Consider the following 22,404-nt stretch of genomic DNA (forward strand, 5'->3'; position numbering starts at 1 on the left):
ACCCATGCCACTCTCCGTGGTAGGTGGCCGTGAGAAGTTGCACCTGTCCGGAAATCCTCCTCACTTCCCCACTTCCAGCAATGTCGGCAGCTTGTTCAGCGGGCTGAATTCAAGACCTGCACCCGCAGCTGGTTTCGCCGCCTGCGGATTGCTCGACTTCAGAAAGCGGAAGAGTTCGCTTTCCGTCGTGAAGACCATCGTTGTGTCAGAGGTGATCAGCGTCTTGTACGTCTCCATCGTTTTCAGAAACTCAAAAAGCTGCGCCGCTTCCGGCGTCTGGTTGTACGCCTTCGCATAGATCTCCGTTGCCTTCGCATCCGCCGCGCCTTCCAGCTCCTGCACTTTGCGGTACGCTTCAGACTCGATCGTCGCCAGATCACGCTCGCGCTCCCCATTGATCTTCGCCGCCTCCCCTTCGCCTTCCGCACGGTGCAGCTTCGCGATCTGCTCACGCTCGGAAATCATGCGCTGATGAATCGACTGGCTCACGGTGGGATCGTAGTCGATGCGTTTGAAACGCACATCCAGCAGGCGGATGCCGTATCCCTCGATCTTGGGGATCGCGTTCTTCAGCACCTCGGACTCCAGTTCCACCCGCCCGTAGGTGATGGGTGGCAGCACACCGATGCGGGAATCTGCCGTGGAGGGCACGCTTCCACCGCTGCTCGTGTTGGTCACATCTCGCACCGCCTTGCGGTCCTTCGTGGTGCGCACCGCCTCGATGAACTCATGCTTCGCAATCACGATGCGCGTCTCGCTCGCCAGAATGTCATCCAGCCGTGAAAGCGCGCGGCGCTCGTCCGTCAGCTGGCGGAAAAACACCAGCGGATCGCTGATCTCCCAGCGGCCAAACACATCCACCACCACAATGACCTTGTCCTTCGTCGTCATGTTCGCGGAGGGGCCGTCCCACTCCAGCACACGTTTGTCCAGGCGGTTCACCGTCTGGATGAAGGGCGTCTTCCAGTGCAGTCCGGCCCTTTTCACAGGCTCTCCCACGGGCATGCCGAACTGCGTTATCACCACCTGCTCCGTCTCGCTCACCGTGTAGAAGCCGGAGCCCAGCACGATCGTCAGTGCCAGGACAACTATCAGTATCAGAGAAGCTTTCATCGTGTGGCGGGTGCGGGTTGGGGTTGAGGTTCCACCTGGCGCAAATTCATCAGCGGCAGAAATGAGGAGGCCTTGTCGTCCAGGATCACCTTGCCCGGCACCTGGGAGAGCACCTCGCCCATCGTTTCCAGATACAGGCGCTTCTTCGTCACTTCGGGTGCCTTCACGTACTCGGCCAGCACCGCCTTGAATCGCGCGGCGTCACCCTCTGCTTCATTCACGCGTTTGGCCGCATAGCCTTCGGCTCCTTTGATCTTCTGCTCCGCTTCACCACGTGCCTTGGGGATGATCTGGTTGTAGTTCCCGCTCGCTGTGTTGATGGCGGACTCCTTCTCCTGCTTGGCGCGGTTCACATCGCTGAAGCTCGCCTGCACATCCGCCGGCGGGTTGATGTTGCCCAGCTGGATCTGGTCAATATGCACGCCCATGTTCAGCGCCGCCACCAGCTCCCGCAGGCGGTCGGCGCATTTCGTTTCCATCTCCTGCCGGCCGATGGTCAGCACCTCGTCCACCGTGCGGTCCCCCACCACCTCGCGCATCACTGCCTGGGAGAGGTCCCGCAGAGTGGGCACCGGCTCGCGGAAGTTGAACACATACGCCACCGGATCACCAATGTGGTACTGCACCACCCACTCCACCAGCGCCGTGTTCAGGTCTCCCGTCACCATCGTTTTCTCACCCTCCTGTTCATGATAGTCGGAGAACTGGTAGCGGTTGGTCGCCCCGGCGGTGCCAAAGCCAAACTCCAGCTTCTGCTGTCGCAGTATCTCCACCAGCGTCACCGAGTCGATGCCCCACGGCAGCTTGAAATGCAGCCCGGGGTTCTCCGTCTTCAAGTAGCCGCCAAAGCGCTGCACCACGGCCACCGACTCCGCCGGCACCTGGTAAACACCGGAGAAAATGCCGACAGCCAGAAACAGGCCGATCAGCACCGAGAGAATCAAGCGCGGATTGATGCGTATCTGCGGCGCATTCGGGAAAGGGCGTATCTCGCTCATGCAGCGAGGCTACTGCATTCCGCGTTCGCGGCAAAGCCTACTTCATTCCAAAGTCAGCCACATATTGTTCCACAATCTCCTTCAGCGTCGGCGGCTTCGGCAGCCCGATCGCCTCCGCCCGCGCGCCATCCACCTGCTGCGGCCAGTTGTCCACAATCCCCTGAATCCGCGCATCAAACGCATCCACAATCGGTCCCAGCTTGATCCCTTTTTCTGCCGCCACTTCCTGAATCACCTTCTCCGCGATGTTCGGCGTCACCCGGTGCGCAGGCAGCACATACGCGCGGTCCTTGCCCAGCTTCTCCTCAGGCACCTCGCTCAAAAAGATGAACGACTCAATCACCGTCCGGTACCCCGTCATCGGGTGTGGCTGGTCACGGCGGATCGGCAGCATGCACGGCTCCCCGTTCAGCGGCTCACGGAACATCCCGCTCGCCCAGCTCGATGCCGCCGCATTCGGCTTGCCCGGCCGCACGATCACCGTCGGCAGCCGCACGCTGCGTCCGTCAAAGTGCCCTTTGCGCGTGTGGTCGTTCACCATCATCTCGCACATCGCCTTCGTCATTCCATACGTCGTCTGCGGCAGCTGCTTCGTCAGGTCAGACATCATCTGAGACATGTCCAGCCCGCCATACACCGCCACACTGCTCGCAAACACCACTCTCGGCCGGCCTTCCGCCGCACGCGCCGCCTCAAACACATTGCGCCCGCCTTCCAGATTCACCCGCATCGCATCATCAAATCGCTCCTCGCACTCACCGCTCACCATCGAGGCAAGGTGAAAGATCACGTCAAACTTCGCCCCCGTTGCCGCCAGCACCGTTGCCCGGTCACCGATGTCCCCCTTCACATGCTTCACCCGCGCATCCGTCGGCTCTCCACGAAAAAACGCATCCAGCAGCACCATCTCCGTGATCGCATTGCCGCACCACGTGCCGCGTTCCAAAAGTTTCTGTGCCAGTTGTGAGCCAAGGAAGCCGCCGCCGCCGGTGATGATGATTTTCATGGGTTTGTCGAAGCGCATAGTTGGGCTTGCTGCGCCCAATGATCAACTCGCATTGCGCTTGTTGTTCCGACAATGGAGCCAGCCAGCAGCAGCACAGCTCCTGCTCCGAGCGAACCACTGGCCAAAATGTTCACCAAAGCCCATACCGCCACCAGGATCCCGACAAACAGCAGAGAAAGCACCGCCAACTTCGGCACCGCTGAAAAGCCCGCCATGTTAAGAATGACCACTACCAGGGCAAATGCGCTGCACACACAGCCCGCCCAATAGGGCAGCCGCATCGGGCCCAGATAAACCGCGCTGCTCGCGGCATCGACGGGAAGAGGCATGCCTTGAAATCCACGGCGCGTCGTCATGATGGCCGTTTGCTCCATGGCATAGATGCCGCCTTTGACTCGCAATTGATGTTCGACCTCGCGTCCCATTTCGTCGGGGGACAACGTGCATGCTCCCCAGCTGACGAAAAAAGAGCACAGGATCAGCACGAGTGCCGCCAGCTGCATGACGATACGGTTGCCCGTTTGAACGTTAAAAGCCATGCGTAGGTTTTTAGCGGAAAGGGCCGCCAAAGCGCAAGCCCATTTGCCTTCTCGATTGCATGACAGGGCCTCTGTGCTAAGCGCCCCATCTCATGAGCAAGCCTCTCACAGGACACAAGATCGGATTCGTCGGACTCGGCAACATGGGCCGCGCCAATGCACGCCACCTCCATGAAGCCGGAGCCGACGTCGTCGTCTGGAATCGCAGCGCTGCCCCCGCCGAGGCCGCCGTCGCCCTCGGCATGCGCCGCGCCGCCACTCTGCCCGAACTCGCACGCGAAATCGGCCCTGGCATCGTCTGCATCAATCTCACCTCAACCGACGTCGTCGAAAACGTCGTCTTCGGCCCCGGCGGCCTCATCGAGGGCCTGCACCCAGACGCCCTCATCATCGACTTCGGCACCACCGGCGTCCCCGAAACCAAAAAATTCGCCGAACGCGTGAACTGGGTCGATTCACCCGTCTCCGGCGGACAAGTTGGTGCCGAGGCCGGCACCCTCACCATCATGGCTGGCGGCAGCGACGCCAATTTCCAGCGCGCCCTCCCCATCTTCCAGGCCGTCGGCAAAAACATCACCCACCTCGGCCCCGTCGGCAGCGGCCAGGTGACAAAACTCGCCAACCAACTCATCGTCGCCCAGACCATCGACGCCGTCGCCCAGGCCCTCCGCCTCGCCGAGCTCTCCGGCGTCGATCCCGCCCTCGTCAGAAAGGCCCTCCTCGGCGGCTTCGCCGAAAGCCGCATCCTCGACCTCCACGGCGACCGCATGGTCCGCCGCGACTTCGCCCCCGGCGGCCGCGCCACCCTCCAGCTCAAAGACGTCCGCCTCATGTCCCAGCTCGCCGACTCCGTCGGCCTCGACTCTCCCACCCTGAAAAACTCCCTCGCCCAGTGGGAGAAGTTTGTGCATGAGAAGGGATTGGGGGACTTGGATCACAGCGGGTTGTTCAGACTGTATGAGTGAATCACTCACGGTACTGCTGGGACCGCGAGCGACTGACGACTCCGTCGCCATCTGGCGCGTTTGTGTTGCGAATCAGTGGCCCGTCCATCGCATCCAAGGCTGGCGTGTTCCCGAGGAACTGCGCTCCGCTCAAACAAACGTCGCCATCTACGGCGAGCCTCTGTTTGCAGAGGCGGTAGCCGATCAGCTTGAACTTGTTCTACTGGAACCCGCTATCGACTGGCTCACGTCCGTCCCTCGAAAATATCTGTCACGTCAGATTGATTTCATGACGCTCGGTGAGGCCAGGCTTCTGGATTCACCCGCCTTTGTGAAGCCTGCCGATGGCAAGATTTTTGATCCTAAAGTCTATGCCTCCGGTAGAGATCTCCCATCTTCAGATCATGTGGATCAAGACATCCCCGTGCTCCGCTCCGGCATCATGGATTTTCGCCTCGAAGTCCGATGCTTTATTCTGGACCGTCGCATCACGACTATGAGCCCTTACTGGAGGGAAGGGGAGCTGGCCCGCTCCGCCGATGACCGATGGCCATTCCTCGATCACGAAGAAGCAGAAGCCCGCACCTTCGCAGAGAGCATCCTGTCAGACACCACCGTCGCTCTGCCACCCGCCTGCACTCTGGATGTCGGCAGGACCCATCAAGGCACTTGGGCCGTCATCGAGGCAAATCCCTGCTGGGGTGCCGGCCTCTATGGCTGCAACCCATCCCGGGTCCTCCGAACCATTCAGGCCACCATTATCCCCAGATCAGAGATCACCGACTCACATCGTCTTTGGATCTCAAAACGCAGGACTGCATCCACGTAGAGCGACCTCCCGAGCTCGCCTTCCAAACACAATCGTGCTCCGCACATGCGCCAGCAAAGTGGTCCGTACATCGCGAAGCGCGCCGAAGGCAATCCTCTGTGCGGCGCACCGCCATCACCCGTCACTCCTCTTCCCCCTCCGGCCAGTTTACAATTCTCAGTTTTCAGTTCGCAGTTTACAATCTCTGCCCGCACTGCCCACGCGAACGACGTCTGCTTCACGCATGCATCACCTGCCCCCCATCAATATTGATCGTCTGCCCGGTAATATTCTTCGCATGATCTGACGCCAGAAACGTCGCCATCGCCGCATACTCCTCCGGCATCTGCCAGCGGCCCAGATGGGACACCTTCTTGATCTTCTCCGCCGCCCAGTCATCAAAGCTCTGCCGCTGACTCTCCGGCAGTTTCTTCTGCCCCGCCGCCCAGATGCTCTGGTTCAGCTCCGTCTTCACCATCCCCGGCGCCATCGCATTCACCCGCACGTTGTGCGGCCCCAGATCCTTCGCCGCGCACTGCGTGAAATTGATCAGCCCCGCCTTCGACGCACTGTACGGCGGATCAGTCTGAGATCCCATCTGCCCCGCCACGGAAACGAGAAACAGCATCGATCCCCCCCCACGCTCGATCAGTCTCGGCGCAAACGCATGCGCCACATTCACCGCCCCGATCAGGTTCACCTCCAGCACCCGCGCCCAGTCCCCCGGTTCCAGATTCCAAAACGGAAACCCAAACTTCCCCGAGCCGATCCCCACGCAGAAAACCACGTGGTCCACACCCTCAAACTCCCCGGCAAATCCCTTCACCGCCTCATAATCCGTCACATCCCCCGCAGTCACAAAATCCGCCGTCTTCTCCCGGTCAAACCCGCGCACCACACACCCCTCCGCCACAAACCCATCCGCAATCGCCCGGCCAATGCCACGCGCAGCCCCAAACACCGCCACCGACTGTCCCGCAAGATTCAAATTCATCCCCCACTATGAACACCTGTTTTGCTTATGCCAAGGACACATGCGCGACCTCCCCCGAGTTCTCGGGGTTGCGCAAGGAACGAGCATTTCATGCAGTAGGTGCAGGTGCCCGTTTCCCCGCCCTTTTCCCTCTTCACATGAAAACGTCTTCGACCTCCGGCTGCTCCGGCTTCCGCCAGATGAATCTCCAGCGCCGTGAGGCCATGCGCATCGGCTTCTGCAGCGCCCTCGGCCTCAGCATGGCCGACATCCTCAAGCACGAAGCCCGCGCCACCGTCGAGCCCGGCTTCTTCAAGGAAGGCAAGGCCAAGAGCATCATCCATCTGCACCTCCCCGGCGGCATGGCCCAGCAGGAATCCTGGGACCCCAAGCCCGAGGCCCCCACCGAGTATCGCGGCGGCTTCGGCGTGGTGAAGACCAGCACCGGCGAAGTCTTCAGCGAAAACTTCACCCGCCTTTCCAAAGTCGCCGACAAGCTCACCATCGTCCGCTCCGTCACCGGCAAGATCCCCGACCACCAGCAGGCCACCTACCACCTCTACACCGGCTACACCCCCACCACCGTCATCGACTACCCCCAGATGGGCAGCGTCGTCTCCCACCTCATGGGCGTGCGCCAAAACATGCCGCCCTACGTCGCCATCCCGTCCATGCGCGGCTTTGAAGGCGGCACCGGTTTCCTCAGCAGCAAATACGGCCCCTTCCAGCTCAATGCCGACCCGGGTGCGAAGGGCGAATTTAAAGTGCGCGACTTCAGCATTCCGGATGGCGTCTCGATGCAGCAGTTTGAACGACGCAAGGCCGCGCGCGACATCGTGGAAGGCCAGCTTCGCAAGCTGGATGCCGACATCGACAAGCTGAACACGATGGATGATTTCTACAAGAGCGCCTACTCGCTGCTGACTTCCGACTCTGCGCGCAAGGCCTTCTCCCTGGCCGATGAAAACGAGGCCATGCGCGATCTCTATGGGCGTGGCTACGAGCTGAAACAGCGGGCGCCTGCCGCTGTGGGAGAGCGCCTGCTGCTGGCCCGCCGCCTGGTGGAGGCCGGTGTGCGCTTCGTGAGTGTGAACTATGGCTCGTGGGATTCGCACGTTGACATCAAGGGCACCTGCACGGAATTCATGCCAGCGCTGGATCACGCCATCAGCGGCCTGATCACGGACCTCGATCAGCGTGGTATGCTGGACAGCACGCTGGTGATGGTGACCACCGAATTTGGCCGCACTCCGAAAGTGAACATGAGCAACGGTCGCGACCACTGGGCGCGGGTGTACTCCATGCTGCTCGCCGGCGGCGGCATCACGCGTGGTCAGGTGTATGGCGCCTCGGACGCGACCTCCGCCGAACCTGCGCGAGATGAAGTGAAGCTCGAAGATTTCCTCGCCACCGTTTACAACCAGCTCGGCATTGATTCGAATGAAGAGCTCATGGCCTTTGGCGGCACGCGACCCATCGAGATTGTGAAGGATGGCAAGGTCGTGAAGGGGATCATTTCTTAAGGCCATGCGTACTTTTTCAAGCATCCTGGGTCTGCTGTGCTTTGCAGCGCCTGCCGTCGTGAACGCGATGGTGCATCACATCGAGGCCGTGACTCCGCGTGCTGGCCAGCGCGGCACCACGGTGGAGGTCATCCTTGATGGGGCCTATCTCAAAGACCCGCGCGAGGTGCTTTTCTTCCGACCTGGCATCAAGTGCGTGGAGGTGAAGGCGCTGCCTCCGATGCGCAGAAACAGCCTGCACCACGGCGGCTACCGCGAAGACCAGGTGCAGTGCACCTTTGAGATCGCGCCGGATTGTCCGCTGGGGCTGCATCCGCTGAAGCTGCGGACGGCTACGGAACTGACGACGCTCTCCACTTTTGCCGTCACGGCTTATCCGGTTTATCACGAGGTGGAGCAGAAGCAGGGTGTGAATGATGCCACCGCTTCTGCTGAAGTCGTGCCGCTTGGTTCCAGCGTGCATGGGCGCATCGATTCCGTGAGGCTCAGTGATGTGGATCTTTATCGCGTGAGCGGCAAGGCGGGTCAGCATCTTTCTGTGGAGGTGGATTCCGTCTGGCTCACCGAGCGTCATTACGCGGAGTCTGAGTTTGACCTCATGGTGCGTCTGCTGGATGCGAACGGCAAAGAGCTGGCCCGCAATGATGACAGTGCGCTGCATTTGCAGGACCCGATTGCCAGCATTGTACTGCCGAAGGACGGCGACTACTTGGTGGAGATCAAGCAACGTGTCTTTAAAGACGGGCCGCGCTGCTACTACCTCGCGCACATTGGCGACCATGCACGTCCGCTGGTGGCGTATCCTGCTGGTGGCAAAGCGGGGACATCTTTGCAGACCACGCTGCTGGGCGATCCGGCGGGCGAGGTGAAGCAATCTGTGGTGCTGCCGGCCGCTGCGGGTGATTTTTCTCTCTTCAACAAGATGCCTTCGCCGTTGCCCATGCGGGTAAGCGCTTATGACAATGTGCTTGAAGAAAAGTCCGCGGAAGAAACAGCGGTGAAGTCACTTCCTGCCGCACTGAACGGCGTCATCGAAGCGGCAGGTGACAGCGATGCTTTCAAGGTCTCCGTGAAAAAGGGCGAGCGCTGGCATATGAAGGTTTTTGCGCGTTCGCTTGGCACGCCGCTGGATCCGCGCATCAGCATTCAGCGTGTGGGTGCTGAAGCTGCCGAGGTGAATGCAGACGATGCCACGCTGGAAGACCGCGGCCTTTATGCCATGAGCCGGGCGATTCAGCGCAAGGAGATGATGGACCCTGCCATCGTCTGGGAGCCGAAGGAAGATGGTGAGTATGTCATCAACATCACAGATATGCGCGGCCTGGGTGATGCGACTTCTGTTTACCGAATCGAGGTTGAGGCCGTGCGGGATGAGATCGACACCTTTCTTCAGGCCAGGGTCATCGACATGGTGGAGTGCCCGCGGCTCACCGGCATCACGGTGCCGCAGGGTGGGCAGTGGACGGTGAATGTGAATCTCGCTGACGGACCTGGGAATACTTACAAAGGCGAACTCGATCTAGTGGCTCATGGCCTGCCCAAGGGCGTGACGATGATCGCTCCGCGGGTGCGCGCAGGGCAGCGGCAGACTCCGGTGCAGTTTGTGGCGGAGGCGGGTGTGAAGCCGCAATGCGCTCTGATCTCGCTGGAATGCAAGGCGGTGGATGGACGGCCGCTGGTGAGCCATTCGCAGCAGTCGTTTCCGTTTCTCGGCCATTCTGGTGGGCGCGCGTGGCATTCGTTTGTGGTGGATCACTACGCGCTCGCCGTGATGGAGCCGCCGCCTTTCAACATTGAAGTGGCGCAGCCGCAGATTCCGCTGTCACAGAATGGTGAGCTGTCCCTTGCGGTGAAGGTCGCGCGCCAGGCGGGATTCAAGGAAGATGTGGAATATCAGTTCGACTGGGTGCCCAATGGTGTGGAAGGCGAGCCGACCATCACGTTGCCTGCGGATAAGAATGAAGGCACGCTGCGTCTGAGTGCCAGCACGGCGGCTGCGCCAGGCACTTATCAGCTTGCGATTACTGCATCGACCGTGGGTGGTGAGTATTACCTCGGCACGGGGCGCACGCGCACCTCGACGAAATTTTTCGATCTCACCATCGCGCAGCCCTACATCGCGCTGAAGAGCAATCCTACCGCCGTGCGGCGTGGTGAGAAGGCTCAGGTGGTGTGGGACATCGAGCACAAGAAACCTTTTGAAGGCGAAGCCGAAGCCACACTGCTCGGCCTGCCCAAAGGTGTCAGCGTGGTGAACGCCCCCAGGTTCAAGCCCGGCGACAAACAGCTCATCTTCGAAATCGCCGCCACCAGCGAAGCCCTGCTCGGACAGTACAAAGAACTGAGCTGTGAGATCACCGTCACCGAACGCGGCCAGCAAATCCGCCAGCGCATGGGCAAAGGCATCCTGCGTGTGGATCCTGCCATCGCTCAAACCTCAAACGCTTCCCGCTAATGTTCCGTTCGTTCATTGTTTCTGCTGTGTTTGCAGCTTCTGTTTTCGCTGAGGACGCGCCCAGCTTCCGCCGCGATGTCATGCCCATCCTCTTCCGCTCTGGCTGCAACCAGGGCACCTGTCACGGCTCCGCTCGCGGCAAGGACGGCTTTATGCTCTCTCTCTTCGGCTACGATGCCAAAGGCGACTACTACCGCATCACCCAGGAAATGGTCGGCCGCCGCGTCAATCTCGCCGCCCCCGAGCAAAGCCTCCTCCTCCTCAAGGCCATCGGCAAAGTCCCCCACACTGGCGGCGAGCTCTTCAAGCCCGACACCACATACTACCAGACCCTGTTAAAGTGGATCGTCGCCGGCGCCCCCGATGACGCCGAGTCCGTCCCTCAGCCCGTTGAAATCACCCTCGCCCCTGAACGCATCGTTTTCGAAGGCGGCAAAGGCACGCAAAAAACCACCGTCACCGCCCGCTACTCCGACGGCACCAAGCGCGATGTCACCGATCTCGCCCTCTTCGCCACCAACAATCCCTCCACCGCGAAGATAGACAAGAACGGCCTCGTCTCCGCCACCGGCCGTGGCGACACCCACGTCTTCGCCCGCTTCAACCGCTTCACCATCGGCTCCGAAGTCATCGTCCTCCCACAGGACAAAAACTACGCTTGGACGAATCCCTCCGCGAACAACTACATCGACACCATCATCCACGACCGCCTGCAAAAGCTCCGCCTCCTGCCCTCGGATCTCAGCGATGATGCCACCTTCCTCCGCCGCATCTTCATCGATCTCAGCGGCGCACTCCCCACCACCAAGGACTATCAGGCCTTCATGGCGGACACGTCGAAAGACAAGCGCACCGCCCTCATCGACCGCCTGCTGAGCAGCGACGGCTTCACCGATCTGTGGACCGATCTCTGGGCTGAAATGCTCCGCGTCAAAGGCGGCGGCTACGCCCCCACCGCCACCGATGTGAAGGCCGCCGACGTTTACTACGAATGGATCCACGACCAGATCGCGCAGAACCGCCCGCTCAATGAATTCGTCGCCGATCAGATCACCGGCACTGGCAGCAATCTCAACAGCGGCCCCGCCAATCTCTACACCATGCTCGTTCATGATGTGAAGGTCACCCCCAAGAACCTCGCTGCAGACTTCTCCCAGCTCTTCACCGGCGTGCGCATCCAGTGCGCGGAGTGCCACAACCACCCCTTCGATCGCTGGACCATGGACGACTACTACGGCTGGGTCAGCTTCTTCACCGGCATCCAGCGCAAGCTCGGTGTGGAGCCGAGGGAGTTTTATGTCTTCAACGACCTCTCCGCTGCCCCCGCCAAACACCTTGTCGATGAGCGCCCCATGCTCCCCACCGTGCTCGGCGGCGAAAGCAGCGTGCCCAAAGGCAAAGATCCCCGTCAGGCCCTCGCCGCCTGGCTCACCTCGCCCAAAAACGAGCTCTTCACCCGCAACCTCGCCAACCGCATCTGGGCCCACTTCATGGGCCGTGGTCTTGTCGAGCCGCTCGATGACATGCGCGTCAGCAATCCCCCCACCAACGGCCCCTTGCTCGACGCCCTCGCCCAGCACCTCGCCGATTCTAAGTTCAACCTCCGCGCCTTCATCCGCGACATCGTCACCTCCCGCACCTACCAGCTCTCCGCTCAGCCCAACAAAACAAACGCGGATGACACCCGCCAGTTCTCGCGCGCCCAGCTCCGTCGCCTCCGCGCCGATGTCCTGCTCGATGCCATCGTCGAAGCCACCGATGGCGAACGCGGATTCACCTATTTTCCCAAAGGCACCAAGGCCGTCCAGCACTACCCGCGTACTCCCGGAGACACGACGAATGCGAATACGGGCGATCCCTTCTTCGAAACCTTCGGCCGTGCTGGCCGTGCCAGCGTTTGTGTGTGCGACACCAAGCTTGAGCCCACTCTCTCTCAAACCCTCCACATGGTCGCCGGAGACACCGTGCAGAACCAGGTCGGCGCAGGACAGGTCATCGAAAAGCACCTCAAAGCAGGCACGCCCCCCGAGACCATCATCGAGGACCTCTACCTCCGCTCTCTCAGCCGCAAACCCACCCCCGAAGAACTCAAGGCCCTCCTCGAACTCGTCGGCAGCGACACGAAGGACCGCAAGCCCTACCAGGACATCTTCTGGAGCCTGCTCAACTCCACCGAGTTCATCTTCAATCATTGATCCATGCGCTCAGCGTTCAGCTCTTTTCAAAAGCTTGTTCTCGGCACCAGTCTCTGCCTTGGCGCAGCGCTTCACGCGCAGGATTTCAAGCCGCTCGACTTCGCGCTTCTGGACCACGCCGCCTTCGCCCAAAACGTCGCGGGTAAGGAGTCGCATCATACCACCGGACCACAGGCTGTGGTATGGACGCAGAAGAGCCGCCCGGACTTTCGCGGCATCAAATTCGGCGAAGGCCGCGAGACCGGCTCGCGCCATCTGCGCATCGGTTTTGCCAGGCCCATCCCCATCGGCAGCGTGCTCGTCAGCGGCGGCGGCACCCTCAGTGTGCTGAAAGCTTCCGCCACTTATCCAGGCGATCTGAATGACGACACACAGTGGCAGCCGGCGGAGCGGTTGGTCAATGGCGCATCATCTCACGCAGAAGTGGCGGCTGGCGACTACGCCTTGTGGCTGCTGCCTCCGGCCACCGAGACACGCGCCCTCCGCTTCAGTCACACTCCCGCCGCAGGAGATCGCGAGATGGCCGGCGTGCTGGGTGGCGCATGGATGGTTCCCGAACGTCTCGGCAATGTCGCGCCACAGTCCCTGGTGCAGTCACGGGCACGCGATGATGCTTCGGCAAAACTCGTCGATGAATCCGGCAACAAAACCTGGCAGGCTTGGGACAATGGCGAGCAGGGTGCCGCGCTGCCCATCTCGCCGGAGCATCCTGAAATCGTCACCCTCACATGGCCCGCATCCGTGCCTCTCCACGGTCTCTGCCTTTTGTGGGCAGGCTTCGCCGCTGTCGAGATCGATACCTTCACCGGTGCAGACAACGCCAGTCTTCACGCGGCACCCGAATCAAGCTGGAAGCGCATCGCCGCCAAAAGCGGCATCGATCCTCTCTACCCTCTGCCGCTCGGCCCGCACTGGATCCCGTTCGAAAAGAACATTCAAACCCGCGCCCTCCGGCTGCGCATCATCGCCGGCACCAAGTCCACTCACCCGCATCTCAACAGCAAGGTGAAGGATGGCCGCCGCGTCTGGCTTGGCGAGGTGATGGCGCTCGCGCCTCTCAAAGCAGACTCCACCCTCGCCTCGCTCGTCCTTCCCAAAGCCGCCGAAGAACCGCCGCCGATCCCGGTAAAATTCACACTGCCAGAAGCCGGGCTCGTCACCCTCGTCATTGAGGACACACAGCATCACCGCGTGCGCAATCTCGTCAGCGAGACTCCATTCCCCGCAGGTGAAAACACCGCATGGTGGGATGGCAGCGATGATCTCCTGCGCGATCCCGAAGCCGCAAAGCACGGCGTGTATCACATCCCCACGCGTCCCGTGGCGCCGGGCACCTACACCGTGCGCGGCCTCTGGCGCAAGCCCGTGGAGCTGCATTACGAATTCAGCATCTACAATGCTGGCAAACCCGCTTGGACCACCGCAGACAACACGGGCTGCTGGCTCACCACCCACACTCCACCCACCAGCATGGCGGCCATTCACCCTTACAAAACCGCTGACGGAAAGCCTCTCATCATGATGGGTGCGCAGGTCGCGGAAGGCGGCCACGGACTTCAGTGGCTGCGTGAAGATGGCACCAAGGTCGGCGGTCAGCACTGGGTCGGTGGCACGTGGACCGGTGCTCCGACACTCGCGGTGGACAGCGGCGCCAACTTCATTCCCGAACACATGTGCTACGTTGGCTCGGTGTGGGATGGGGAGCTGCGTCTCACGGCGAAGACGCGCTCTCTGGAAGACCAGCCTGTTTTCAAAACTCAGCTTGGTGAGGATCCACGGCTGAAGGAGAACGATCCGAATACACCCACAGGGCTGGAGAGCTTCGATGGCGGGCTGAAAGTCTATGTGCTCGCCGGCATCGCCGCGCGCGATGGCGTGATCGCATGTTCGATGATTCGCCAAAACGAGCTGCTGTTTGTGGATGCGAAGGCCGGCAAAATCCTCCGGCGTGAAAAGATCGAAAATCCACGTGGCCTCACGTATGACGACAACGGCCGTCTGCTTGTTCTCAGCGGTACGAAGCTGCTGCGTGTGGACTCCGACAACGGGACAACAGAAACCCTCATCTCCTCCGGGCTGGAAGATCCGCGCCACATCACCACTGCGAGCAATGGCAACATGTTCATCACCGACCGCGGCACCTCGCATCAGGTCAAAGTCTTCTCCGCCAAAGGCGAGTTCGTCCGCGCCATCGGCACCGCCGGTGCTCCCGCGCTTGGGAAATACGATCGCATGCACATGAACAACCCCAACGGAATCGCCATTGATAACAATGGCTTTGTCTGGGTGGCCGAAGCGGACAACTACCCACGCCGTGTTTCGGTCTGGTCAGACCGCGGCAAGCTCTTTCGCACCTTCTACGGCCCCACCGAATATGGCGGCGGTGGCGTGCTCGATCCTCAGGATGCATCGAAGTTCTTCTACAAGGGCATGGAGTTCGCGCTCGATTGGCAGTCCGGCACCGATTCACTTCAACGCGTCTTCGCCCGTCCCGATCCTCTCATGGAGGCCCACGGTGGCCACTTCTCGCCCGACTATCCGCTCTACGCGAATGGCAAACGCTACTTCACCAGTTGCTACACCCACAATCCCACCGGCGGTGACAACGCAGCCTTCCTCTGGCGTGATGATGGCGATTCCGCCAAGCTCGTCGCCGGCATCGGCGACGCGCATTATTTCCAAATTCTCCGCACGCCCGAGTTCCGTTCCCTGTGGCCCGCAGGCACCAAGCCCGACGAAGAAAATCCCTCACCGGAAAAACACGCCGCCTTTGTGTGGTTCGACAAAAACAATGACGCTCGCCCGCAGCCCGATGAAGTGAAAATGACCCGCGAAGTCCTGCGCGGCGTCACCGTGACGGACGGTCTCTCCTTCATCGTCGCCCGCTACGGAGACAAAACCGCACGCTTTGCACCGACGAGCTTCACTTCGAATGGCGTGCCGGTTTATGATTCGAAACCCGAGTCGCTCGGCCCTGCGGGCGGCTCCCCGCCATCGAGCGGCGGCAATCAGGCGCTGCTTGCGGACAACTGCTGGACCATCACCACCAATGCGCCTGCGCCCTTCTCCCCTCACGGCCTCGGCGGCATTCTCAAAGGCGAGCCCCGCTGGAGCTACCCCAGCGCATGGCCCGGCCTCCACGCCAGCCACGAGGCCGCTATTTCAGATCGTCCCGGCATGGTCGTTGGCCACACCCGCCTCCTTGGCGGCTTCGTTCAGGGCAAAGCCGGACCCATGTTCTGCATCAACGGAAACATGGGAAACATGTACCTCTTCACCGCAGATGGCCTCTTCGTGGCCACCCTCTTCCACGACATCCGTCTGCGCCCGAATTGGGCCGCACCCGTCGCCACTCGCAACATGGACGTCACCGATGTTTCCCTCCACGACGAAAACTTCTGGCCCAGCATCACCCAGACGCCCGACGGCAAAATCTTCCTCATCGACGGCGGTCGCACCAGCCTCGTCCGTGTCGATGGTCTCGACTCCCTCCAGCGCCTTCCTGATCAGACCCTCGAAGTCACACCCACCGATCTCGAAAAATCCCGCGCATGGTTCGCCCGCGCCGAAACCGCACGCCAAAACGCACGCGGCAGCGGCGCCCTCAGCGTCGTCATGCGCGCGCAGCCCCCTGTCGTTGATGGCAAACTCGATGACTGGCCCGCCACCACCGACTGGGCCTCCATTGACCGCCGCGGCATCAAGGCCAACTTCAACAGCAACTCCCGCCCCTACGAAGTCAGCGCCGCCGTCGCCCTCAGTGGTGGTAAACTCTACGCCGCCTGGCGCACCACCGAAAAAGACCTCCTCAGCAACAGCGGCGAAACACCGAACGCCCTCTTCAAAACCGGTGGCTGCCTCGACCTCATGCTGCAGGCAGACACCGACCAGCGCCTCCTCGTCACCCTCGTCAAAGGCAAACCCCGCGCCCTCCTCTATCGCCTCAAAGTCCCCGGCACAACCCAGCCCGTCGCCTTCGGCAGCCCCTGGCGCAGCATCCACATCGACGTCGTCGAAGACGTCACTTCACACCTCACCTTTGCCGCCGACAACACCGGCAGCTTCGAGATCAGCCTCCCCTTGGAAACTCTCCACTGGCAGCCCAAACCCGGCGACACCGCCCGCGCCGACCTCGGCGTCCTCCGCGGCGCCAACGGCCAGACCACCCAGCGCATCTACTGGTCCAACAAAGCCACCGCCATCACCGCCGACGTCCCCAGCGAAGCCGAACTCACCCCCCAGCTCTGGGGCAAATGGAAGATCATCTCGGAATGAACACCACTCGGCCAGACCAGCCCTTCGTGCGTTCCATCACACGAGAAAATCCGTATGCCTCGGCGTCTTCCAAAACCCATGGCCATCCCGGCCTGCACCATGCACGCAATCATTCCCGGCAGAAAGGCAGGGCGGTTGGTCCTCCAACCGCCGCCGAGCAGCCACACTGTGCACGCAATCATTCCCGGCGTGAAGGTAGGGCGGTTGGTCCCCCAACCGCCGTCGAGCGACTCCTGGCCCCTTTGTCAGAAACCGCTTTCAAAAGACGCCCCTTTCCCAGAATACCCCTCTCTTTCCTCACTTTACCCCGCCACACACCAGCCCTGAAGGGGCTGCGGAACATAGCCCAGGGTCAGCCGAGCCTAAGCGAGGCGACCCTGGGTTCAGCAACACCCGACCGGGAAGCAAACCCAGCGCACCCTTCACACGCCGCGCTCCCCAGCAGCGACTTCAACGCATCACCGCCGCTGCCCGCGTATCCCAGCGCGCCCAAAACTCACGCCCCACGCCTCACGACCTTATCCGCGCGCCATTCCATTCAGGAATGAAATCCATTTCCCCCATTCCTTTGCCAAAAACATGCGCCCCCTTCTGCTCTTCCCCTTTCTAATCACCACCGCCTCCGTCGCCGCAGATCCCGTCATCACCTACGACGAGCACATCAAGCCCATCTTCCGTGAGCACTGCCTCAAATGCCACGGCGATGACGAACAGAAGGCCGACCTCAATCTCGCCAATTTCACCGCCGTCCTCAAAGGCGGCAGCGGAGACAAAGCCGTCGTCGCCGGCCGCGCCAGCCAGAGCCTCCTCTTCACCGCCATCACCGCTGAAGAAGATGCCGAGCGCATGCCTCCTAAAAAAGCGCCCCTTCCAGCTCCGCAGATCGAGCTCATCCGCCAGTGGATCCAGGGCGGCCTGCGCGAATCCTCCGCCAGCAAATCCCTCGTCGTCGAGCGCGACACCACCTTCAACCCCACCGCTGAAATCAAGCTCGACGGCCCCCCTCCCATGCCCGAGTCGCTTCCTTCCTTCACGCCCCCCACGCTGAAGCGCCCGCTCCCCATCATCGCCATGGCCGCCAGCCCGCGCGCCCCTCTCATCGCCGTCGCCGGCCACGAGCACATCCGCCTCCTCGATGCCACCACGCAGCAGCAGATCGGCGCTCTCGCCTTCCCAGAGGGCCAGCCCAACGTCATCCGCTTCAGCGCCGACGGCCGCCTCCTCATGGTCGCCGGCGGCAAGCCCGTGCAGTCTGGCAGCGTCGTCCTCTTCGACGTCAAAACCGGCAAGCGCCTCACCACCATCGGCGATGAAACCGACGCCATCCTCGCCGGAGACCTCAGCCCCGATCAGCAGCTCGTCGCCCTCGGCGGCTCCGGAAAGGTCGTGAAAATCTACGGCACCACCGATGGCAAGCTCCGCCACAAACTCACCAAGCACACCGACTGGATCACCGCCCTCGCCTTCAGCCCCGACGGCAAAAAGCTCGCCAGCTCAGACCGTGCCGGCGGCATCCATCTCTGGGACGCCACCGGCGGCGGCATCCTCCTCTCCCTCTCCGAGCACAAGGCCGCCGTTCGCGCCCTCGCTTGGCGCAGCGACAGCAAAATGCTCGCCAGCGGCGGCGAAGACGGCCTCCTCATCTGGTGGGACGCCAAGGACGGCTGGCCAGCCATCACCAAAACAAACGCCCATCCCCCGGCCCGGCCCCAAGGCACGTACGGCAAGATCCCCAATGGCATCCTCGCCCTCGTCTTTGGCCCCAAAGGAGAACTCCTCAGCGCAGGCCGCGACAATCACGTTCGCCTCTGGAACACCAGCGGTGGCCAGGTCCAAGACTTCCATTCTGAAGCGGTGCTTCCGCTTCAGACCAGCATCACCTTTGACGGCAAAGGCTTATTTTCCGGAGGTGCGGACGGTGTCGTACGAGCTCTGGCGGGTGGTCACTAGATTCGTCTTCGTGGTCTGCACGGTGTAGCTGCCGTGATCCCAGCTGTTGCCCACGTTGGTGGGTTCGTCTTCCCAGGTGAAGTTTTCACCGTAGTTGGTCGTCGGCTGCGGCCAGATGCTGTAGCCGTTGCCATAGCCACCGCCGTGCCCGCCGAAGCTCGGGGCATTGTTAAAATTCGTGCCGTAATACGTGCCGCCCAGAGCCGTGCGAGGGTAGCCATGGCCATTCCAGCTCCAGTCCTGACCGCAGGAAGTGAGGGACAGAGCGGAGATAACCGACAGAAGGAGCAGGGAGTGGACGGATTTCATGAGCAGATGATTTGGTGTCTGAATTATGGAGAATTGGCCAAGCCGGAAAAAAAAGCAATCCTATAAATCCAAGTCCGGCTATCCCTGATGCCCCCGGTCATCCCTCTCAGGCTCACCCACCTTCCCATTTTCCCGCCAAAATCTGGTATCTTTCCGGTCCCATCCGCGTTTTTCTAGCCCCCATGAAACTCACTCTCCTCGCCCTTTTCGCCATCGCGTCTCTCTCCCTGGCCGCCGGTCATCCCGACACCACCGGCTGGAAAGACCTCCTCACCCCCGATCTTTCGAACACCGTCGCCCCTGGCAAATGGGAGCTCAAAGACGGCATCCTCGTCGCCAAGGACCACGACACCCTCTGGACCAAGGACTCCTACGGCGACTTCATCCTCGACCTCGAATTCAAAGTCGAAAAAGAATCCAACAGCGGCGTCTTCCTCCGCTCCGGCAACATCAAAGACGTCCTCTCCGCCCTCGAAATCCAAGTCCACGACAGCGCCGACGGCAGCAAATACGGCATGGTCGCCGCCATCTATGACGCCATGCCCCCTGCCAAGAGCATGGCCAAGCCCGTCGGCGAATGGAACCACTACACCATCACCTGCAAAGGCCCCATGGTCAGCGTCGTCTTCAACGGCGAAGAAGTCATCAACGCCAATCTCGACAACTGGCCCGAAGTCGGCAAGAACCCCGATGGCACCCCCAACAAGTTCAAAAAAGCCCTCAAAGACTTCGCCCGCTCCGGCCCCATCGGCTTCCAAGGCCTCCACGGCAAAGCCCAGGCCCCCGTTTACTACCGCAACATCAAGGTCAAGGTGCTGGAGTAAGATCAGGTCTGGTCGCTCTCGTCATGGCAGCATGTCCTGAAATTCGTCATGAAGTCACTCAGAGCGTTCCTCTTCCTGCTGATGGTGCTGCCTTGCTGCACCCTCAGCAGGAACCATCACAAGCCGTTCAGCCAGTTCATCGGTACCGTTCAGTCCAAAACTCGGCTTTGGCTCGTGTATAACGAAAATGGGCAGCATGGACATGGCAAAGGGGATGCCTTGGACACACGCCCTTCTTCACGGGGCTTGATCGCGGTTCTGCCCCCAGGCTATCAAATCACCTTCACAAAAGCCTACGAGACTTGGGACCCAGGCGGAGGCGGAACCTGGATGGAAGGGTGGGCAATGGTGAAGGGTGAAAAGCACCCCGTTCAGTTCGAACTCGCTTACGACAACGACTACGGAGGCTACAACCCCGCGCAGCTTTTTACCCTGTTTCAACCGCGCAGCATCACCCGCTAGAGCCACGATCTACCAGGTGCGCTAGTTTGTCGTGAGAGGAAGCACTCCCCCTCACCCCGCACACGCCGCCTTGATCTCCTCCAGCTCCGCCCAGCGCGCAAACTTCACCTCCAGCTCATGCTTCTTGGCATCGAGCTTGGCGATGTAGTCATTCGTTCCCGCACCCAGTTTCACAAACGTCTCCGGGTTGCTCAGCTCGGCTTCCATCGCCGCAATCTCTCCCTCCAGCGTCGCCATCGCCACCTCCACCTCCGCCAGCTCCCGCTGCTCCTTCTGCGACATCTTCTTCGGCTTCGCGTTTCCGCCCGCCGCCGCCGGCTTCTCCTTCTTCACCGGCGCCTGCACCATCGCCAGTTCCGCCGCAGCCTTGGCCGCCCGCTTCTCCTGGTAGTAGCTGTAGTTCCCCGCGCATTCATGGATGCGGCCCTGACCTTCAAACGCGATCAGCCGGTCACACACCCGGTCCAGGAAATACCGGTCATGGCTCACCACCAGCACGCATCCTTTAAAGGATAGGATCGCTTCCTCCAGCACTCGCATCGTCTGCAGGTCCAGATCATTCGTCGGCTCATCGAGAATCAAAAAGTTCCCGCCGCGACGCAGGATCTTCGCCAGCAGCACGCGGCTCTGCTCACCGCCGCTCAGCTCCTTCACCCGCATCGTCGCACGCTCATCGCTGAAAAGAAACCGCCGCAGGTAAGTCCGCACATGCAGCTTCTCCGGCCCAAACTGCACAAAGTCAGAGTTCGGTCCCGCCACTTCCTCCATCACGCTCTTCTCCGGGTCCAGCAGCAGCCGCTGCTGATCCACATAGTTAAACACCGTCCGCTTGCCAATGACCACCTTGCCCTCATTCGGCTGCTGCTCTCCCATCAGAATGCGCAGCAGTGTCGTCTTGCCCAGCCCGTTGCGTCCGATGATCCCCGTGCAAGTCCCCGCTTCAAAGCTCAGGTCCAGATGGCTGAAAAGCCACCGGTCATTGATATGCGCGCCGATGTCCGTCGCATCGATCACCGTGTTCGCCAGTGGCGCCGCCGGCGGAATAATCAGATCCATCACCAGCTCCTCCTCCGGCGCATCCATCGCCGCCACACGCGCATACTCATCCAGACGCGACCTCTGCTTCGTCCGCCGCGCGCTCACACCCGCCCGCACAAACTCCAGCTCATGCCGCAGAAAGCTCTGCCGCCGCCTCTCCGAGTTCGCCTCCACGCTTTCGCGGATCGCCTTGCTCTCCAGAAAGTCGCTGTAGTTCCCCGGATGGCTGTAGATCCGGCTGTCATCGATCTCGATGATCCGTGTCGCCACACGGTCCAAAAAGTACCGGTCATGCGTCACAAACAACACCGCACCGGTGAACTCGCGCAGGAAAATCTCCAGCCACTCGATCGACTCCGCATCCAGATGGTTCGTCGGTTCGTCCAGCAGCAGCAGATCCGGCTGCGCTACCAGCGCACGCGCCAGCGCCACACGCCTCTTCTCACCACCCGAGAGCCCTTTTACAGTCCGGTCCGCCGCAGGCACCCCCAGCTCGTTCATCGCCGTGCTGATGCGGGTCTCCACACCCCAGCCATCATGCAGCTGGATCTGGTGCAGCAGCTCCGCCTCCTGATCCCCCTTGTAATCACCCGACTCATAGCGCGCCACCATCTCCAGCAGCGCCGCCGCGCCCGCGCGGACATTGTCGATCACACTCGCCTCCTCATCCAGCGTGAACTCCTGCGCCAGATGGCTCACAATGATCCCGTTCCTCCGCGAGATCGTCCCGCTGTCCGGCTTCTCCGTCCCCGTCAGGATCCGCATCAGGCTCGTCTTCCCGCACCCATTCCGCCCCACCAGCCCGAGCTTCTCCCCTTCATGAATGCTCATCGTCGCATCAATAAACACCTGCTGCAGCCCAAATTGCAGGCGCAGGTCTTTGGCGGAAATGACGGCAGGAGTGATCGGAGACATAAAAGGGGCCGCTGAGATAGCACGATCCTCCTCCACTGCACCCATTACCTTCCACCGACCCCACATTCGGACCAGTT

The 22,404-nt window shown here is 61.3% G+C and carries 16 protein-coding genes; 9 read left to right on the top strand and 7 right to left on the bottom strand.

Translation table 11 applies throughout. The features are described from left to right. Positions 1 to 60: 60 nt before the first annotated feature. Genes hflC through ACILSO_RS11660 form a run of 4 tightly spaced genes read right to left on the bottom strand, consistent with a single transcriptional unit; the run spans position 61 to position 3,656 of the window. The gene (gene hflC, locus ACILSO_RS11645; protein ID WP_395737576.1) at positions 61 to 1,113 is read right to left on the bottom strand and encodes a protease modulator HflC; all 1,053 of its coding nucleotides are present in this window, start codon (positions 1,111 to 1,113) and stop codon (positions 61 to 63) included. Further along, a complete protein-coding gene (gene hflK, locus ACILSO_RS11650) occupies positions 1,110 to 2,111 on the bottom strand; it encodes an FtsH protease activity modulator HflK (RefSeq protein WP_395737577.1) in 1,002 nt (333 codons plus the stop codon). Before hflK ends, hflC begins: the two co-directional genes overlap by 4 nt. Positions 2,112 to 2,148: 37 nt before the next feature. Further along, positions 2,149 to 3,117, bottom strand: a complete 969-nt coding sequence (locus tag ACILSO_RS11655) for an NAD-dependent epimerase/dehydratase family protein (RefSeq protein ID WP_395737578.1) — start codon at positions 3,115 to 3,117, stop codon at positions 2,149 to 2,151. Continuing rightward, positions 3,114 to 3,656, bottom strand: a complete 543-nt coding sequence (locus tag ACILSO_RS11660) for a hypothetical protein (RefSeq protein ID WP_395737579.1) — start codon at positions 3,654 to 3,656, stop codon at positions 3,114 to 3,116. The genes ACILSO_RS11655 and ACILSO_RS11660 overlap by 4 nt, the downstream gene beginning before the upstream one ends. A 92-nt stretch (positions 3,657 to 3,748) precedes the next feature. Here ACILSO_RS11660 and ACILSO_RS11665 point away from each other — a divergent pair, with 92 nt between their 5' ends. Continuing rightward, on the top strand, positions 3,749 to 4,621 hold the full coding sequence (locus ACILSO_RS11665) for an NAD(P)-dependent oxidoreductase (protein WP_395737580.1): 873 nt from the start codon (positions 3,749 to 3,751) through the stop codon (positions 4,619 to 4,621). Further along, positions 4,614 to 5,429: an ATP-grasp domain-containing protein gene (locus ACILSO_RS11670; RefSeq protein WP_395737581.1), complete on the top strand. Its 816-nt coding sequence runs from the start codon at positions 4,614 to 4,616 to the stop codon at positions 5,427 to 5,429. The genes ACILSO_RS11665 and ACILSO_RS11670 overlap by 8 nt, the downstream gene beginning before the upstream one ends. 217 nt (positions 5,430 to 5,646) lie before the next feature. On the opposite strand, the gene ACILSO_RS11675 is transcribed toward ACILSO_RS11670, so the two are convergent. Beyond that, on the bottom strand, positions 5,647 to 6,402 hold the full coding sequence (locus ACILSO_RS11675) for an SDR family NAD(P)-dependent oxidoreductase (RefSeq protein ID WP_395737582.1): 756 nt from the start codon (positions 6,400 to 6,402) through the stop codon (positions 5,647 to 5,649). A gap of 137 nt (positions 6,403 to 6,539) precedes the next feature. Between ACILSO_RS11675 and ACILSO_RS11680 the strand changes: the two genes are divergently transcribed. From ACILSO_RS11680 to ACILSO_RS11700, 5 genes are all read left to right on the top strand, one after another. Then, a complete protein-coding gene (locus ACILSO_RS11680; RefSeq protein ID WP_395737583.1) occupies positions 6,540 to 7,904 on the top strand; it encodes a DUF1501 domain-containing protein in 1,365 nt (454 codons plus the stop codon). Positions 7,905 to 7,908: 4 nt separating this feature from the next. Next, the gene (locus ACILSO_RS11685; protein WP_395737584.1) at positions 7,909 to 10,359 is read left to right on the top strand and encodes a serine protease; all 2,451 of its coding nucleotides are present in this window, start codon (positions 7,909 to 7,911) and stop codon (positions 10,357 to 10,359) included. An 80-nt stretch (positions 10,360 to 10,439) separates the two neighbouring features. Then, on the top strand, positions 10,440 to 12,554 hold the full coding sequence (locus ACILSO_RS11690; RefSeq protein WP_395737585.1) for a DUF1549 domain-containing protein: 2,115 nt from the start codon (positions 10,440 to 10,442) through the stop codon (positions 12,552 to 12,554). A gap of 3 nt (positions 12,555 to 12,557) precedes the next feature. Then, a complete protein-coding gene (locus ACILSO_RS11695; RefSeq protein ID WP_395737586.1) occupies positions 12,558 to 16,829 on the top strand; it encodes a hypothetical protein in 4,272 nt (1,423 codons plus the stop codon). A gap of 579 nt (positions 16,830 to 17,408) precedes the next feature. After that, a complete protein-coding gene (locus tag ACILSO_RS11700; protein ID WP_395737587.1) occupies positions 17,409 to 18,779 on the top strand; it encodes a c-type cytochrome domain-containing protein in 1,371 nt (456 codons plus the stop codon). On the opposite strand, the gene ACILSO_RS11705 is transcribed toward ACILSO_RS11700, so the two are convergent. Continuing rightward, positions 18,726 to 19,088, bottom strand: coding sequence for a hypothetical protein (locus tag ACILSO_RS11705; RefSeq protein ID WP_395737588.1), 363 nt, complete (start codon positions 19,086 to 19,088; stop codon positions 18,726 to 18,728). The two genes, ACILSO_RS11700 and ACILSO_RS11705, sit on opposite strands and share 54 nt — an antisense overlap. Positions 19,089 to 19,270: 182 nt before the next feature. On the opposite strand from ACILSO_RS11705, the gene ACILSO_RS11710 reads away from it, so the two are divergent. Together ACILSO_RS11710 and ACILSO_RS11715 are read left to right on the top strand one after the other, a co-directional pair. Next, positions 19,271 to 19,912: a DUF1080 domain-containing protein gene (locus ACILSO_RS11710; RefSeq protein ID WP_395737589.1), complete on the top strand. Its 642-nt coding sequence runs from the start codon at positions 19,271 to 19,273 to the stop codon at positions 19,910 to 19,912. A gap of 48 nt (positions 19,913 to 19,960) precedes the next feature. After that, positions 19,961 to 20,374: a hypothetical protein gene (locus tag ACILSO_RS11715; RefSeq protein WP_395737590.1), complete on the top strand. Its 414-nt coding sequence runs from the start codon at positions 19,961 to 19,963 to the stop codon at positions 20,372 to 20,374. Between the two features lie 51 nt (positions 20,375 to 20,425). On the opposite strand, the gene ACILSO_RS11720 is transcribed toward ACILSO_RS11715, so the two are convergent. Beyond that, entirely contained in the window at positions 20,426 to 22,327 is a 1,902-nt protein-coding gene (locus tag ACILSO_RS11720) for an ABC-F family ATP-binding cassette domain-containing protein (RefSeq protein WP_395737591.1), read from the bottom strand. Positions 22,328 to 22,404: the final 77 nt, after the last annotated feature.

Origin of the sequence: Prosthecobacter sp., from assembly GCF_044226605.1 — a bacterium.
Classification (GTDB): Bacteria; Verrucomicrobiota; Verrucomicrobiia; order Verrucomicrobiales; family Verrucomicrobiaceae; genus Prosthecobacter.

Excerpts from the sequence above, each read along its gene's own strand:
- hflC (WP_395737576.1), bottom strand. The coding sequence starts at position 1,113 with ATGAAAGCTTCTCTGATACTGATAGTTGTCCTGGCACTGACGATCGTG.
- hflK (WP_395737577.1), bottom strand. The coding sequence starts at position 2,111 with ATGAGCGAGATACGCCCTTTCCCGAATGCGCCGCAGATACGCATCAAT.
- ACILSO_RS11655 (WP_395737578.1), bottom strand. The coding sequence starts at position 3,117 with ATGAAAATCATCATCACCGGCGGCGGCGGCTTCCTTGGCTCACAACTG.
- ACILSO_RS11660 (WP_395737579.1), bottom strand. The coding sequence starts at position 3,656 with ATGGCTTTTAACGTTCAAACGGGCAACCGTATCGTCATGCAGCTGGCG.
- ACILSO_RS11665 (WP_395737580.1), top strand. The coding sequence starts at position 3,749 with ATGAGCAAGCCTCTCACAGGACACAAGATCGGATTCGTCGGACTCGGC.
- ACILSO_RS11670 (WP_395737581.1), top strand. The coding sequence starts at position 4,614 with ATGAGTGAATCACTCACGGTACTGCTGGGACCGCGAGCGACTGACGAC.
- ACILSO_RS11675 (WP_395737582.1), bottom strand. The coding sequence starts at position 6,402 with ATGAATTTGAATCTTGCGGGACAGTCGGTGGCGGTGTTTGGGGCTGCG.
- ACILSO_RS11680 (WP_395737583.1), top strand. The coding sequence starts at position 6,540 with ATGAAAACGTCTTCGACCTCCGGCTGCTCCGGCTTCCGCCAGATGAAT.
- ACILSO_RS11685 (WP_395737584.1), top strand. The coding sequence starts at position 7,909 with ATGCGTACTTTTTCAAGCATCCTGGGTCTGCTGTGCTTTGCAGCGCCT.
- ACILSO_RS11690 (WP_395737585.1), top strand. The coding sequence starts at position 10,440 with ATGCCCATCCTCTTCCGCTCTGGCTGCAACCAGGGCACCTGTCACGGC.
- ACILSO_RS11695 (WP_395737586.1), top strand. The coding sequence starts at position 12,558 with ATGCGCTCAGCGTTCAGCTCTTTTCAAAAGCTTGTTCTCGGCACCAGT.
- ACILSO_RS11700 (WP_395737587.1), top strand. The coding sequence starts at position 17,409 with ATGCGCCCCCTTCTGCTCTTCCCCTTTCTAATCACCACCGCCTCCGTC.
- ACILSO_RS11705 (WP_395737588.1), bottom strand. The coding sequence starts at position 19,088 with ATGAAATCCGTCCACTCCCTGCTCCTTCTGTCGGTTATCTCCGCTCTG.
- ACILSO_RS11710 (WP_395737589.1), top strand. The coding sequence starts at position 19,271 with ATGAAACTCACTCTCCTCGCCCTTTTCGCCATCGCGTCTCTCTCCCTG.
- ACILSO_RS11715 (WP_395737590.1), top strand. The coding sequence starts at position 19,961 with ATGAAGTCACTCAGAGCGTTCCTCTTCCTGCTGATGGTGCTGCCTTGC.
- ACILSO_RS11720 (WP_395737591.1), bottom strand. The coding sequence starts at position 22,327 with ATGTCTCCGATCACTCCTGCCGTCATTTCCGCCAAAGACCTGCGCCTG.